This window comes from Burkholderia pseudomultivorans, assembly GCF_902499075.1.
Taxonomy (GTDB): Bacteria; Pseudomonadota; Gammaproteobacteria; order Burkholderiales; family Burkholderiaceae; genus Burkholderia; species Burkholderia pseudomultivorans.
This window is the reverse complement of the sequence record NZ_CABVPP010000058.1, coordinates 1-14,963: the sequence shown is the minus strand read 5'-3', so window position 1 is coordinate 14,963 and position 14,963 is coordinate 1. Positions and strand designations below refer to the sequence as shown.

General features: G+C 66.0%; 12 protein-coding genes. 6 read left to right on the top strand and 6 right to left on the bottom strand.

Going from position 1 to position 14,963, the window contains the following annotated elements; all coding sequences use genetic code 11:
* Positions 1–70 precede the first annotated feature (70 nt).
* On the top strand, positions 71–2,620 hold the full coding sequence (locus BST28156_RS27950) for a fimbria/pilus outer membrane usher protein (protein WP_059604228.1): 2,550 nt from the start codon (positions 71–73) through the stop codon (positions 2,618–2,620).
* 58 nt (positions 2,621–2,678) lie between these two features.
* Here BST28156_RS27950 and BST28156_RS27945 read toward each other — a convergent pair whose 3' ends face one another.
* Complete coding sequence (locus BST28156_RS27945; protein WP_009688121.1) at positions 2,679–3,695, bottom strand: 1-aminocyclopropane-1-carboxylate deaminase; 1,017 nt, start codon at positions 3,693–3,695, stop codon at positions 2,679–2,681.
* A 191-nt stretch (positions 3,696–3,886) separates the two neighbouring features.
* Between BST28156_RS27945 and BST28156_RS27940 the strand changes: the two genes are divergently transcribed.
* Both BST28156_RS27940 and poxB read left to right on the top strand, forming a co-directional pair.
* A complete protein-coding gene (locus tag BST28156_RS27940; RefSeq protein WP_009688120.1) occupies positions 3,887–4,387 on the top strand; it encodes an Lrp/AsnC family transcriptional regulator in 501 nt (166 codons plus the stop codon).
* Between the two features lie 224 nt (positions 4,388–4,611).
* Positions 4,612–6,333 carry a ubiquinone-dependent pyruvate dehydrogenase gene (gene poxB / locus BST28156_RS27935; RefSeq protein ID WP_174903926.1) on the top strand — a complete coding sequence of 574 codons (1,722 nt, stop codon included), beginning with the start codon at positions 4,612–4,614 and terminating at the stop codon, positions 6,331–6,333.
* 59 nt (positions 6,334–6,392) lie between these two features.
* Here the strand turns inward: poxB and BST28156_RS27930 are convergent, their stop codons facing one another.
* The 5 genes from BST28156_RS27930 to BST28156_RS27910 all read right to left on the bottom strand — a co-directional run bounded on the left by BST28156_RS27930 (position 6,393) and on the right by BST28156_RS27910 (position 11,283).
* A complete protein-coding gene (locus BST28156_RS27930) occupies positions 6,393–6,605 on the bottom strand; it encodes a hypothetical protein (protein ID WP_059516138.1) in 213 nt (70 codons plus the stop codon).
* Positions 6,606–7,045: 440 nt separating this feature from the next.
* The gene (locus BST28156_RS27925) at positions 7,046–7,831 is read right to left on the bottom strand and encodes a hypothetical protein (protein ID WP_174903925.1); all 786 of its coding nucleotides are present in this window, start codon (positions 7,829–7,831) and stop codon (positions 7,046–7,048) included.
* Between the two features lie 34 nt (positions 7,832–7,865).
* Complete coding sequence (locus BST28156_RS27920) at positions 7,866–9,005, bottom strand: acyltransferase family protein (RefSeq protein ID WP_174903924.1); 1,140 nt, start codon at positions 9,003–9,005, stop codon at positions 7,866–7,868.
* Positions 9,002–9,811: an OXA-1043 family class D beta-lactamase gene (gene blaOXA / locus BST28156_RS27915; RefSeq protein ID WP_174903923.1), complete on the bottom strand. Its 810-nt coding sequence runs from the start codon at positions 9,809–9,811 to the stop codon at positions 9,002–9,004. Before blaOXA ends, BST28156_RS27920 begins: the two co-directional genes overlap by 4 nt.
* A gap of 320 nt (positions 9,812–10,131) precedes the next feature.
* Positions 10,132–11,283 carry a porin gene (locus BST28156_RS27910; protein ID WP_060247141.1) on the bottom strand — a complete coding sequence of 384 codons (1,152 nt, stop codon included), beginning with the start codon at positions 11,281–11,283 and terminating at the stop codon, positions 10,132–10,134.
* A 601-nt stretch (positions 11,284–11,884) separates the two neighbouring features.
* Between BST28156_RS27910 and BST28156_RS27905 the strand changes: the two genes are divergently transcribed.
* The 3 genes from BST28156_RS27905 to BST28156_RS27895 all read left to right on the top strand — a co-directional run bounded on the left by BST28156_RS27905 (position 11,885) and on the right by BST28156_RS27895 (position 14,800).
* The gene (locus tag BST28156_RS27905; protein ID WP_174903922.1) at positions 11,885–12,919 is read left to right on the top strand and encodes an ABC transporter substrate-binding protein; all 1,035 of its coding nucleotides are present in this window, start codon (positions 11,885–11,887) and stop codon (positions 12,917–12,919) included.
* Positions 12,920–12,998: 79 nt separating this feature from the next.
* Positions 12,999–13,964: an ABC transporter permease gene (locus tag BST28156_RS27900; protein WP_040130564.1), complete on the top strand. Its 966-nt coding sequence runs from the start codon at positions 12,999–13,001 to the stop codon at positions 13,962–13,964.
* A gap of 14 nt (positions 13,965–13,978) precedes the next feature.
* On the top strand, positions 13,979–14,800 hold the full coding sequence (locus tag BST28156_RS27895; protein ID WP_174903921.1) for a quaternary amine ABC transporter ATP-binding protein: 822 nt from the start codon (positions 13,979–13,981) through the stop codon (positions 14,798–14,800).
* Positions 14,801–14,963: the final 163 nt, after the last annotated feature.

Genomic DNA, 14,963 nt, shown 5'->3' with positions numbered 1-14,963 from the left:
ATCCACATGTTTCTGTAGAGGAGGGATTTTCTTTCCTGTTCAGGGGCAGCATACCTGATGAGGAGTCCAGATGGAAAACATCAAGAAGACCAAGAAGCGGAACAAGCCGACAGTATCCGGCCGTTCTCCCGCCTGCTTTCTGGTCCTGCTGGGCATGGCGCTTCCGGGCAGCGCGCCGGCGTCGGTCGTTCAATTCAACGAGATCCTGCTCAAGCGCGACGATGCGCCGGTCGAAATGTCGTACTTCGAAAGCGGCAATGGCGTCGTACCGGGCACGTACGAACTCGACCTCTATCTGAATCAGTCGCTCGTCAAGCGGGCGTCGGTGCGGTTTGCCGACGACGGCGACGACAAGATCGTCAAGCCGTTGCTGACGGTCGGCGTGTTGAAGCAGATCGGCATCGATATCGCGAAGCTCGAAGCGGACGGCCTGGTGCCGCCGGGAAGTCCCGACGACGCGGTGGTCGGCTTCTTCGGCGGCGACAGCGGCGCGTCGGTGGATTTCGACATCCATGCGCTGTCGCTGCATCTCGCGATGCCGCAGAAGTACATGGCGCGGCAACCGCGCGGCCATGTCGACGAGTCCCTTTGGGATGACGGCATAACCGCACTGTTCTCCGACTATCAGGCGAGTTACAGCCGGAACACGGGCGGCGGATACAACAGCGACTACTACTACCTTGGATTGCACAACGGTTTCAACGTCGGCCGCTGGCGCTTGCGCAACGATGCGTCGTTGACGCGCAGCGGCAACCTGACGCGATTCTCGAGCAACCGGACGTACGCGGAGCGCGATCTGCGCGCGATCAAAGGGAGAATGGCGGCCGGCGAGCTGTATACGTCCGGACAGATCTTCGACAGCTTCCGGTTTCTCGGCGCACAGCTTGCGTCGGATACGGGGATGCTGCCCGATAACGAGAACGGCTTCGCGCCGGTCGTGCGCGGCATCGCGGAGAGTCATGCGACCGTCGAGGTGCGCCAGAACGGGTATCTCATTTACTCGACGCCCGTGTCGCCGGGCGCATTCGAAATCGCCGACATCTATCCGAGCGGTTCGAACGGCGACCTCGAGGTGCGGATCATCGAAGCCGACGGCCGCGTGCGCACCTTCACGCAGGCGTATTCGTACGTGCCGGTGATGGTGCGTCGCGGCGGCCTGCGCTACCACTTCGCGACCGGGAAATTCCGCAACACCGGCAAGCCGTCGCCGACCTTTGCGATGGCGACGCTCGTGTATGGCGTGACCGACAACGTCACCGGGTTCGGCGGGCTGCTGGTTTCGCAGCGCTATACCGCGCTGAACCTCGGCGCGGGCTTCAATTCGCCGTTCGGCGGCCTGTCGCTCGACGTTACGCACAGTCAGTCCGATGCAGGCAACCGAACGCAGCGCGGGCAAAGTGCGCGCTTGCTGTATTCGAAGACGCTGGCTGCGACCGACACGACGTTGACGATGGTCGGCTATCGCTACTCGACCGAGGGCTTTCGCACCTTTGCGCAGCATGCCGACGATCTGGGCCTCGTGCAGCCGTATGGCTATCAGCGCCAGAAAAGCCGGTTCGACGTCAACGTCAACCAGTCGATCCGGCGCGGCTCGCTGTTCGTGTCGCTGGGGGAAACCAGCTATTGGGGCGAGTCGGGGCGCAGTCGTCGCTATCAGCTCGGGTATAGCGGCAACCTGTCCGCCGCCAGCTACAGCGTCGCGCTGTCGCATACGCGCGAGAGCGGCGCGTGGCGTCGATCGGATACGCAGGTGACCGTGTCGGCGAGCATTCCGCTCGGCGGCGGGGGGCGCTCGCTGCGCGCGTATACCAACGTGGTGTCGTCGCTCGACGGCAGCGCGAACGTGCAGAGCGGCGTCTCGGGTTTCGTCGACCGGAACGGCACGCTCGGCTTTTCGGCGCAGGCCGGCTACGAGAAGCACGGCGGCGCGTCCGGCGGCCTCGGCATGAGCTGGGATGCGCGCATGGGCAAGCTGGGCGCGAACTACAACCAGAGCCGCTACGGCGGACACTTCGACGCGAACGCCGCCGGGTCGATGGTGATTCATCGGGGTGGTGTGACGTTCGGCCAGCCGGTCGGCGAAACCTTCGCGGTGATGCGCGTGTCGGGCGTCAAGGGTGCGCAGCTCGATGCGTCGTCGTCGATTTCGACGGACGGTCGCGGCTATGCGGTGGTGCCTTATATGCAGCCGTATCGCTATAACTGGCTGAACCTCGCGGCGGCGTCGCTCGGTACGGATACCGAAGTGTCCGACAGTACCAAGGTGCTCGTGCCGACGCGCGGCGCGGTGGTCGCGGCCGACTTCGAAGCGGAGGTCGGCCGTCGCGTGCAGTTCGTGCTGCAGACGAAGGGCGACGCGACCGTGCCGATCGGCGCGATGGCATATGACGACACGGGCCGCACGCTCGGCGTGGTCGACAACCAGTCGCGCCTGATGGTGTTCGGCGCGCAGGATCACGGCGACTTCGAGGTGCGCTGGCGCGACAACGGATGCCGCGTCCGCTATACGTTGCCGCAGGCCGATCCGTCGTTGAGCTATGACGTCGTCGACGCCGAGTGCATCCCCGATCCGGCCGGTGCACCGGTTGCCGCGCTCGACACGCAGAACGCGGATTCGTGAACGACCGGCCCCGGTATCGTCGCGCGATCGGCGGGACGTCGCCGCCCCGTGCCGCGCATCAGCCTTCGCCGAACATCCCGCTGTACGCGCTCAACGCCGGCGCGCCGCCAAGATGCGCGTACAGCACTTTCGAGCCCGGCTCGAATTCGCCGCGCCGCACCTTGTCGATCATCCCGTGCATCGACTTCCCTTCGTAGACGGGATCGGTCAGCACGCCTTCGAGCCGCGCGCACAGACGAATCGCGTCGAGCGTGCCGTCGTTCGGCAGCCCGTACTCGGGGCCGGCGTAGCGCTTGTCGAGGACCACGTCCGCATCGGTGATCTCGCGTCCGAGTTCGACGAGGGCGGCCGTATGGCGTGCGATGCGCGTGATCTGCTCGCGCGTGCGTTCGGGCGTCGCCGACGCGTCGATGCCGATCACGCGGTCGGCGCGTCCGTCGGCCGCGAAGCCGACGACCATCCCCGCCTGAGTGCTGCCCGTCACCGAGCACACGACGATGTAGTCGAACCGGAAGCCGAGCTGCGCTTCCTGCGCGCGCACTTCCTCGGCAAATCCGACGAAGCCGAGCCCGCCGAGCGGATGCTCCGAGCAGCCGGCCGGAATCGGATACGGCTTGCCGCCCGCCCGCTTCACGCTTTCGAGTGCTTCCTCCCAGCTGCGGCGAATGCCGATGTCGAAGCCGTCCGGCACGAGCCGCACGTCGGCGCCCATCATGCGCGATAGCTGGATGTTGCCGACCCGGTCGTAGACCGGATCGTCGTAGTTCACCCAATGCTCCTGCACCAGCACGCACTTCATGCCGAGATGCGCGGCGACGGCTGCGACCTGCCGCGTCTGGTTCGACTGGACGCCGCCGATCGACACGAGCGTGTCCGCGCGCTGTTCGAGCGCATCGGGAATCAGGTATTCGAGCTTGCGCGTCTTGTTGCCGCCGAACGCGAGCCCGCTGTTGCAGTCCTCCCGTTTCGCGTAGAGCTCGACCGTGCCGCCGAGGTGATCGCTCAGGCGCTTGAGCGGCTGGATCGGCGTCGGGCCGAACGTCAGCGGATAACGGGGGAAACGTTGCAGGTTCATCGGCGGGCTCCGGGGACGTTGGGGGGAAAGGCGGGATCGTTCGCGCACGGCCGGCGGCCGCGCATCCCGTCAGAAGATGATAGGAACATCGATGCGAAATGAGCTTGCGAAATAAATCGCGTCGGCCTACGTTGTCGAAGACCGGACCATTGACCAAGCAATTTCAGTTCGTCAAAACGGAGCGAGACGCAATGAAATTAGAAAGAAAAGCGGTTTCCCCCGGCGACGCCGCGCCGGCACTCGATCGCATCGACCGCGCGATTCTTCGGCAGTTGCAGCGGGATGCGTCGATCTCGAACGTGAGCCTCGCCGCGAAGGTGAAGCTGAGTGCGCCCGCATGCCTGCGGCGTGTCGAGCGGCTGAAGGAAATGGGGCTGATCCGCGGCATCGTCGCGCTGCTGGACCCGAAGCCGCTCGGCGCCGGCATGCTGGTCGTGATCGGCTTCGTGCTCGATCGCTCGACGCCCGAAGCGTTCGCCGCATTCGAGACGGCGGCGCAGAAAGTCTCGGGATGCGTCGAATGCCATGTCGTGACCGGCGAATTCGACTACTTCATGCTGGTGCGCACGCGCGACAACGAGAGTTTCAATCGGCTGCATGCCGAGCAACTGCTGTATCTGCCGGGCGTGCGGCAGGTGAGGTCGTTCATGGTGCTCAAGGAAATTCTTTCGACGCATGCGTTGCCGGTCTAGCGCGGCCGCGCTTGCCTGTTTCGTTTGCCTGTCGGCCATCTGACGAACCGATGACGGCCGCGGCGGATGCGCGGGCTGCGAAACAATGCACGCAAATGCGCGTTCAGGACGCCGATTCCCGCGTTTGTCTATCATGCGCAGAGGTGCCGCGCCGGCACGCGGGACGAACCGGCGCGCACGCACACCGGCATGTCGCGACAACCCAACCTGCGAGCGAGGGCATCATGGCAAGACAGACGATGGCGGAATATCTGGCGAAGACGCTGGCGGCAGCGGGCGTCGAGCGTATCTGGGGCGTGACCGGCGACAGCCTGAACGGCCTGTCGTTCAGCCTGAGCCAGATCGGCTCGATCCGGTGGATGCATACGCGTCACGAGGAGAGCGCGGCGTTCGCGGCCGGCGCGGATGCCGCATCGACCGGGCGGCTCGCGGTGTGCGCGGGCAGTTGCGGCCCCGGCAACCTGCACCTGATCAACGGGCTGTACGACTGCCACCGCAATCATCAGCCGGTGCTCGCGATCGCCGCGCACATCCCGTCGACCGAGATCGGCCTCGGCTATTTCCAGGAAACCCATCCGCAGGAACTGTTCCGCGAATGCAGTCACTTTGCGGAACTGGTGACCAATGCGTCGCAGTTCCCGCGGCTGCTCGCGCGCGCGATGCGCACCGCGATCGACGAACGCGGCGTCGCCGTGATCGTGCTGCCGGGCGACATCGCGCTCGGCGACGGTCCCGACGAAGCGCCGCGCTGGCACGACGCGGCGCCGCCGTCGATCGTGCCGGCCGACGCCGATCTCGACCGGCTCGCGGCGCTGCTGAACGCGTCCGACGCGGTCACGCTGCTGTGCGGCAGCGGCACGCAGGGGGCGCACGATGAGGTCGTCGCGCTGGCCGACACGCTCGGTGCGCCGGTCGTGCATGCGTTGCGCGGCAAGCAGTTCGTCGAATGGGACAATCCGTCCGACGTCGGGATGACGGGGCTGATCGGTTTCAGCTCCGGCTATCACGCGATGGAATCGTGCGACACGCTGCTGATGCTCGGCACGGATTTTCCGTACCGGCCGTTCTATCCGTCGAATGCGAAGATCGCGCAGATCGACTGGAAGGGGTCGCAACTCGGCCATCGCGCGCCGCTTGCGCTCGGTCTGGTCGGCACCGTGAAGGAGACGATCGCGGCGCTGCTGCCGCGCCTGACGCGCAAGACGCAACGGCGCTTCCTCGAAAACGCGCTGAAGCATTATGCGACCGCGCGCAAGGGGCTCGACGATCTCGCGGTGGCCGAGCCGCCGGGCCGCGCGATCCATCCGCAATACCTGACGAAGATCGTCGATGAAGTCGCGGCCGACGACGCGATCTTCACGGCCGATGTCGGTACGCCGACGCTGTGGGCCGCGCGCTATCTGACGATGAACGGCAAGCGTCAGCTGCACGGCTCGTTCAATCACGGCTCGATGGCGAACGCGATGCCGCAGGCGCTCGGCGCGCAGGGCGCGCATCCGGGGCGGCAGGTCGTGTCGCTGTCCGGCGACGGCGGGCTGTCGATGCTGCTCGGCGACCTGCTGAGTGCGCGCCAGCTCAACCTGCCGATCAAGATCGTCGTCTACAACAACAGTCTGCTCGGCTTCGTGTCGATGGAGCTGAAGGCGGCCGGCTATCTGGATACGAACGTCGACCTGAGCCCGACGGATTTTGCGGCGATTGCGAAAGGCGCGGGTATCTTCAGCGTACGCGTCGAGCATTCGGAGAACATCGAGCACGCACTGCGCACGGCGTTCGCGCACGACGGGCCGGCGCTCGTCGACGTCGTCACGTCGAAGTACGAGCTGGCGATGCCGCCGAAGATCGAACTCGCGCATGCGAAGGGATTCAGCCTGTTCATGCTGCGCGCGATCCTGAGCGGACGCGGCGACGAGATCGTCGAGCTGGCGAAGACCAATTTGAGGTGAAGTGCGCCGCGCCGTGAAATCGGCGGATATCGTTCGCCGACGGGGCCATGTGGCGCCGCCTAATACCCGGCAATGGCGTAGTAAATCCCGAGGCCTGCATCGGCGATGAGCGGCAGCGCGAGCGCGATGAACACGATGCGCGCGATGCCGCGCACGCGCAACACGCCGACGTACAGCGCGAGGCAGCCGAAAAACAGCGTCAATGGCCAGTAGATGGCGCCGAACATCACCGGAATGACCCAGACGGGCAGTTCGATGCCGATGTCACTCATTAGGGGAATTCCCGTTCAGCGTTCCGGCATCGACGTGCGGATTCAATTCCAGCAGTTCTCTCGCCAGTCCGGCGGTTATCACGACACCGCAGTCGTTGCACACACCGCGCAGGGTTGTCTTGCCGCAGCGCGGGCAAAACCACCGGCCGACGTCAAACGTCGGTGGTGGCACTGTGGCGGCGCGCTTTGCCGCGACCGCATCGAGTCGTGCGCGCACCGACGCGCTGAAGGATGCGCCGGTCGACGAGCACCGAAGTTCTCCTCCCGGCGCGGTCGCGAGCGTGGCGGAACAATAGGGGCAATGCATGGGCGAGTAGGCAGCGGTTGGCGTGGCGGATTGCCGAGCAGCATCATGATCGGCTTGCCGTATGACTGCAAGCGGCCGAGCCATGTCGGATAGGCGAGAACCGGGCAGAACCCCGGCAACCGGGGCTGCCGCGCTATCCGCCAAATCCCGTTCCGGCGGCCCGGCGCGGCAGCAGCTGGCTCCACAGCGAAGGTTCCGGCGGAGGCGGCTTCGGAGGTTTCACGTCGATTCCCGGCGCATCGCTGCATTGTTCGAAATGCCATTTGGAGAAATCGAATGGCTCGGAATGGACGAATTCACCGTTCTTGCGCACCTGGTATCTCGTCGGAATCGAAAATACGGCGAGCTTCCCGCGATGGCATTGCACGTCGCCGATTCGTTGGTCGTTTGCCAGCTCCAGCGTGGCGACCTTGTCATTGGTCACGTCGAGCGCCGTCGCCGTCACGCCTGCCACGGGCATCGGGCTCGCAAACCGGATCCTTGCCGTCAGAAGCGTATCGTTCGTCGGATACGAGAAGTTCACCAGAGAACCTGCCGGGATGCGCAATTGGCCATACTGGATGGACGCGGGAAGAAATTGCCTTTCCCATTCCCTTGTTTGTTTTATCGCTTCATAGTTTGCGTACTCGAGGTGGTACCTGTACCGGACCATCTCGATGGCCGTGGCATCGATCGCCAGAACGCCCAATACAAGTAAAACCGGTATCGGCCGAAGCGGCAGGAACCGTCCACGGCCGGGATGGGTGCGAAAGCGATGCACGGTGCGCCACAGCAACAGCAGCGTGACGGCGATGGCGATAAGCGGGCCGATTGCCTCAAAGAGAGCGCCGCCGAAGAATGCAAACACCATCGCCACGAATTCGACAGCGGACGCGATCCCCGTCAAGAAAGACACGATCCCGGTGAAAAAATCGCTCATTCCGCGCGATACTCCCGCAACACACTGCCCCGCATCAGAACCGCGCGCCGTCCGGCACACGAGCCGACGGACGCGCCCACGCGCGCTTGATCGCGCGATCCAGCGGCGTCGCAATCCCGCGCGCGATCGCCGCACTCAGTGCCGCCGACACTGCCAGATACGCGACCAGCAACAGCAGCTTGTCGTCGCCATGCGTGGCCGACGGCGGCCAGCCCGTGCGTAGCGCGCCGAGCACGATCAGGTGGAACAGATACAGCTCGTAGCTGAGCCGGCCGCTCCAGCGCAACGGCGTGAGCAGGCGGCCGCGCGTCTGCGCGCTGGCCGCATGCGAGCCGATCAGCGGCACGGCCGTACCGAGCGCCATCGCGGTCACGCCGAGGACATGGCTTTCCGCGATCGGCCATGCAAGATAGAGCACGGCCATCGCGATCGCGACGATCCACTGTACGGGCTGCGCAGCCAGCGTCTGCCAGCGTGCGCGTTCGGCCAGCAGCGCCGTGCAGCAGCCGATCGCGATGCCGTCGAAGCATGCGAAATACGCGTAGAGAAATCCGCCTTCGTCGTCGGCATGCGTGAGACGGTAGAGCGGGCCGATCGCAGCGACGCACACCCAGAACGCAAACAGGCGCGCGTCGCGGCGCAGCGCGACGCACAGCAGCGGAAACGACAGGTAGAACACCTCTTCGACCGACAGCGACCACAGCACGCCCAGCGCGTAGTTGACCCACCCGCAAGCGCCGATCAGCACGTTCATCCAGAACGTGAGCGACGCGAGATTCACGAGCCAGAGCGACACGGCGACACCCTGCGGCGCGTGATTCATGAAGACCGGCACGCCGGCCGCCGCGAGTCCGTCGACGATCGCGAGCAGCAGGAGCAGGCACGGCACGATGCGCGCGACGCGCGACACGTAGAACGTGCGCACATCGATCGCGCCGAGGCTGCCCCATCGGCGGCGCGCATTCGACGTGATCAGATAGCCGGAGATCACGAAGAACATCGTCACGCCGTAGTTGCCGTTGCGCACCACCGCATGCACGGCATCCCGGCCGAACGCGCGTGCGATGGCCGTGTCGCCCAGCGCGTACGGAATATTGAAGTGATGCAGCAGGACGAGCAGGATCGATATGCCGCGCAGCAGGTCGATCCGTGCGTTGCGCGGGCCGGCGCTCATTGCGGGCGGCCCGGTTCCGCGAGCGCCGGCAGCGCGTCGAGGAACGTGTCGCGTGCGCGCAGGCCGGCATTCGGCGTCTGCCGCTGCTCGTCCTGGATCAGGTACGCGAACGCGAGCTTGCGCGGCCCCCTGGTCGCCCAGCCGACGAACCAGCCGTACGCGTGCGACGCGTCGTACCTGGGCCCCGGCGATCCGGTGCCGGTCTTGCCGTGCACGATCCAGCCGTCCGGCTGCCTGTCGATCAGCGTGATCCGTTCGGTCATGTCGTACGCGTGCGCGCTGACAGGCAGCGTCCGGTTCGCGATCCTGCGCATGAAGCCGACCTGCTCGAGCGGCGAGATCTGCAGCGACGAATTGACCCAAGCGCCCATCACGCCGCTCAGTTCGCCCTGCCGGCTGCTGACGTCCGCGTTGCCGTAGCCGAACGCGTTCGTGTACTGCTGGAAGCGCGCCTGTCCGAGCGCCTGCGTGACCTGTTCCGAATACCAGAAGATCGACAGCTTCATCCAGCGCGCCGGGTCGGTCGGCTCGCGCCACGGCGCGCCGCCCCAGTCGGGATAGCCTGCGTGGAAGTCGAGCGTCGGCGTGTGCTCGTCCTTCAGCACGCCCGCGTCGAAGCCCATCAGGCTGATCGCCACCTTGAACGTCGACGCCGGCGTCACGCGGGTCGCGCAGTCGCCCTGCTGCACGAGTACGCGTCCGGTGGCGGCATCGGCGACGACGGTGCACAGCGGGCGGGCTTGCGCGGCGGCCGCGGCCAGCAGGCCGGCGGTGAAGACGAACAGCGCGTGGCGCCAATGTTTCAACGGAGACTCCTTCGGGGCAGGGAGGGCACGCAGGCATCGTTCGACGGCAGCGACGGCGGGGCGCGTGATGGAGGCCCGGCGCGACCGGCCGCGATGGCGGCGGCCGGACGTCGAGACCGCTCACAGTGTATCGGCGGATCGCCGAATGTCGACCTGTCACGGTTGACGGGTGGGGCGCGACACGTGAGTCCGGCCGCGAGCGCGACGGATCGACGACGAATCATGAAAAAACCCGCCGACAGGCTTCGGCCTGCGGGCGGGCGAAGACACCAGGGCGGAGCCGCGCGGGTGTCGCGTGAAGACGGGAGAACCGGAGCGCGTCAGAACTTGTGGCGCAGCGCAAGGCGCACGGCCACCTGGTTCGACGTCGACGACGGTGCATCGGTGCCGGGGATGAACGCGTTGTCGAGGATCGAGTTGGTCTTGTCGCCGGCGATGTGCTGGTATGCGGCCTGCACGTACACGTCGGTGCGCTTCGACAGGTTGTAGTCGGCCATCAGCCCGACCGAATGGATCTTCGGCTTTGCGTCGCCGGTCGATGCGTCGTATTTCTCGAGCGACAGCACGTACTGCGCGCCGACCATGAACGCCGGCGTGATCTGGTACGCACCGTTCACTTCGAAGTTCTGGTACTTGATCGCGCTGACCGTTGCGCCGGGCGCGATGATCGCGCCCGGCGTGCCGAGGTAGCCGTTGCCGGTCGGATTCTTGTAGTTCGAGTTCGTGTACGCGAAGCCGACCGTTGCCGGGCCGAACGTGTAGTTGATGCCTGCGCCGAACACGCGCATGCGCTCGGCGATGTAGCTCGCGTCGTTCGCGGTGATCGCGCCGGCCGAGCCGTCGCCCGGGCGGTTCGCCTGCAGGTACGCGGCGCCGATCAGCAGACCGTTGTTCTGGTATTGCGCGCCGAAGCTGTACGCGCGGTTGTCCGAGAAGTTCGTGCTGTTGCTGAAGCTGTACGCGCCGCCGAACTGGAAGCCCGCGAAGTTCGGGCTGGCGTACTTGACGGTGTTGTCGAGGCGGAACGAGTTGTCGGTGTTGTCGTTGTCGAACGGGTGCGCGAGCAGGTAGCCGCCCCAGTTGCCGTTCGCGGTGGTCGGCGCGAGATAGTCGACGACGGAGTCGTACTGGCGGCCGAACGTGACCGTACCGTATTGCGCGCTGCTCAGGCCGACGTACGCCTGGCGGCCGAACATGCGGCCGCCCTGGTTGAGCCGGCCGGTGTTGACGTCGAAGCCGTTCTCGAGCTGGAAGATCGCCTTCAGCCCGCCGCCGAGATCCTCGTTGCCCTTCAGGCCCCAGCGGCTGCCCTGTGCGTAGCCGCTTGCCATCTCGTAGACGTGTCCGGTGCCGACGTTGTTCGTGTAATCGAGACCCTCGTCGATCACGCCGTACAGCGTGACGCTGCTTTGCGCGAACGCGGGCGACGCGAAAGCGGCCGTTACGGCGAGCGCCGTCAGTTTCTTGTTCATTGATGAGATCTCCGGGTATCCAGCTTGTATCGGTTGTCGTGAGCGCGTCGCAGCAGGCGCGTCCCGTCATCCGGGGCGAAGCGGCGCAGCGCCTGCGGCGCCGGCACGCGCGAAGTGCGGCGGCGTGCGACGGGCGGCGTCCGATCCTGTCTCCTCCGATGACTCCGCGCATTCTTAACAAGTCGAAACAGAACCGAAAGCGAGTAATTTCGATCATTGCAATCGGTATCGCCAATGGATAGGCGACGGGGTGTTTCGGCAACCGAAACGACGGGCGGCGATCGCGCGCCGGCAACACGCGCAACCGTGCCGCGAACACGGCGGAACAGGCGGCGCGAAGCATCCGTCGGGTCGTCCGGAAAACGGCCGAGAGGCCCGTCCTACGGCGCTGGCAGCCGGTATCGGGAACGATTGGCAGCGCCGATTGCAGTGATCGGAATTACTCGTTTCCCTAAACAAATCGGCCACTGAACTATGCAGACTGGCCGGACTTGGACGCTTTCGCCGGCCGCTACAAGAATGCGGGCATGCCGCTGCCCGGCTGGCCTGCCGCGCATGCGGCAGCGCACAAACAACAGATTCGATTTGGAGACGACCCATCATGCAGATTCGACGACTGAAGACAGTCCTTCTCGCCGCCGCGGCGATCCTGTCGGCGCCCGCGGCCCACGCGGCCGGCGCGTGCGCGGACGGCAAGACGGTCCATTTCGCGGGCGTCACGTGGGAAAGCGGGTCGTTCTCGACCGAAGTGCTGCGGCAGATCATGGAGAAAGGCTACGGCTGCAAGACGGACGTCGTGCCGGGCAGCACGGCCGCGACCGAAACGGCGCTCGCGCGCAACGACCTGCAGGTCTGGTCCGAACAATGGACGGGCCGCAGCGAGATCGTCGCGAAGGCGGTCTCGGCCGGCACGGTGAAGCTGGTCGGCGATACGCTGCCGGGCGGCACGAAGGAGGGCTGGTTCGTGCCCGAATACGTGGTGAAGGGCGACGCGGCGCGCAAGATCAAGCCGGTCGCGCCGGGGCTCGCGTCGGTCGGCGATCTGCCGAAGTTCAAGCAGGTGTTCGCGGACGAAGAAGAGCCGGACAAGGGCCGTTTCCTGAACTGCCCGACCGGCTGGGATTGCGAGCGCGTGAACACGCGCCTGCTGCGTGTGCTGAAGCTCGACCAGTCGTACACGAATTTCCATCCGGGCACGGGCGCGGCGCTCGATGCGGCGATCGCGTCCGCGTACCAGCGCGGTGCGCCGATCCTGTTCTATTACTGGGGGCCGGCCGCGCTGATGGCGAAGTACAAGTTCGTCGCGCTGAAGATGCCCGCCTACAATGAAGCATGCTGGAAGACGCTGCGCGAAGAGAGCGCGACGAACCAGTGCGCGTCGTCGTACATGGTGTCGCACCTGAAGATCGGCGTGTCGAAGCCGTTCTACGACGCGAATCCGGCGCTCGTCTCGGTGTTCGAGAAGGTCAGCTTCCCGATGGACTACCTGAACCAGACGATCCTCGACATGACGACGAAGAAGATCGACGGCGCCGCGATGGCCACGCAGTTCCTGAAGACCCGCGCGGACCTGTGGAAGCAGTGGGTGCCGGCCGACGTCGCCCAGAAGATCGCCGGCAGCCTGAAGGGCGCGTAACGACTGCCACGCGCGCGGCGGCGGTCGCACGCTCGCCGCCGCCGTCATGCGCGCCACGGCGGCGCGCCGGAGACACACGATGAACGGCTTCTTCCTGCACCTGTCGATCGCGGACTGGGTCAACAGCGTGATCGAGACCTTCGTCGCGCAGTACGGCGACAGTTTCCACCACTTCAGCGCGATGCTGCTGCGCTACCTGCTCGTGCCGCTCGAAGGCGCGCTGCGTGCGACGCCGCCGTGGCTCGTGCTGCTGGTGGTCGGCGCGATCGCGTGGAATGCGACGCGCCGCCTCGGCCTCGGCGTGCTGTTCATGCTGCTGCTCTACGCGATCGGCTGTTTCGGCCTGTGGGACAAGCTGATGCAGACGCTCGCGCTGATGCTCGTCGCGACGGTGCTGTCGGTCGCGATCGGCGTGCCGCTCGGGATTCTCGCGTCGCGCAGCCCGGCGCTGCGACGGATGCTGCTGCCGGTGCTCGACGTGATGCAGACGCTGCCGAGCTTCGTCTACCTGATTCCGGTGCTGATGCTGTTCGGGCTCGGCAAGGTGCCGGCGATTCTCGCGACGATCATCTATGCGCTGCCGCCGCTGATCCGGCTGACCGACCTCGGCATCCGCCAGGTCGATCCGGACGTGACGGAGGCCGCGCGCGCGTTCGGCACGACGCGCTGGCAACTGCTGCTGAACGTGCAGCTGCCGCTCGCGCGGCCGAACATCATGGCCGGCATCAACCAGACGACGATGATGGCGCTGTCGATGGTCGTGATCGCGTCGATGATCGGCTCGCGCGGGCTCGGCGAGGACGTGCTCGCGGGCATCCAGACGCTCGACGTCGGCAAGGGCACGCAGGCCGGCATCGCGATCGTGATTCTCGCGATCGTGATCGACCGGATCAGCCAGGGCTTCGGCCAGGAACGGCGCGCGCGGCGGCGGCTGGCGCAGCAGCGCCGGCAGAAGGGCGCGTCGCGGGTGCCGTACCGTGCGCCGGGCGGCGCGGCATCGTCCGGCGTCGATTCGAATCAGCCTGCGCCGTCGTCGCGCGCATAGGAACGGAGACAGACATGGCGAACATCGACGTCAGGCACGTCTACAAGCTGTTCGGGCCCGAAGCGGCTCACCCGCGCGTGCTCGACCTGCTGCGCTCGGGCAAGCGCAAGGCCGACGTGCTGTCCGAGACGGGCTGCAACGTCGGGCTCAACGACGTGAGCCTCGGCATCGCGTCGGGCGAGATCTTCGTGATCATGGGGCTGTCGGGCTCGGGGAAGTCGACGCTGGTGCGGCACTTCAACCGGCTGATCGAACCGACGGCCGGCGAGATCGTGATCGACGGCGACGACGTGATCAAGCTCGATTCGCACGGGCTGCGCGAGCTGCGCCGCTACAAGGTCAGCATGGTGTTCCAGAATTTCGGGCTGCTGCCGCACCAGACCGTGCTCGACAACGCCGCGTATGCGCTGCGCACGCGCGGCGAGAAGCGGCACGACGCGGTCGAGGCCGCGCGCAGCTGGCTGACGAAGGTCGGCCTCGACGGGTACGGCGATCACTATCCGGACGAACTGTCGGGCGGGATGCGGCAGCGCGTCGGGCTGGCGCGTGCGCTGGCCGCGGACACCGACGTGCTGCTGATGGACGAGGCGTTCTCCGCACTCGATCCGCTGATCCGCACCGAGATGCAGGATCAACTGCTCGAACTGCAGGCGACGCTTGCCAAGACGATCGTGTTCATCACGCACGATCTCGACGAGGCGTTGCGCATCGGCGACCGGATCGCGATCCTGCGCGATGGCTCGCTCGTGCAGGTCGGCACGCCGGACGACATCCTGTCGCGGCCGGCGGACGACTATGTGCGAAGGTTCGTGGAGAAGCGGGCGGGCGTGAACTGAGCCCGGAAAGATCGATCGGCACAGGCAAGGAAACGGTGCGCCGCGACGAGGGTGCGCCGTTTCTGTTTTGAGGCGATGCCTGCCGGGGACCTATCCGTGATTTCGTGGGCGGGGCATATCATGAGGTGTAAAAGCCATGGATATGCCAATGAAGAAGAAACGA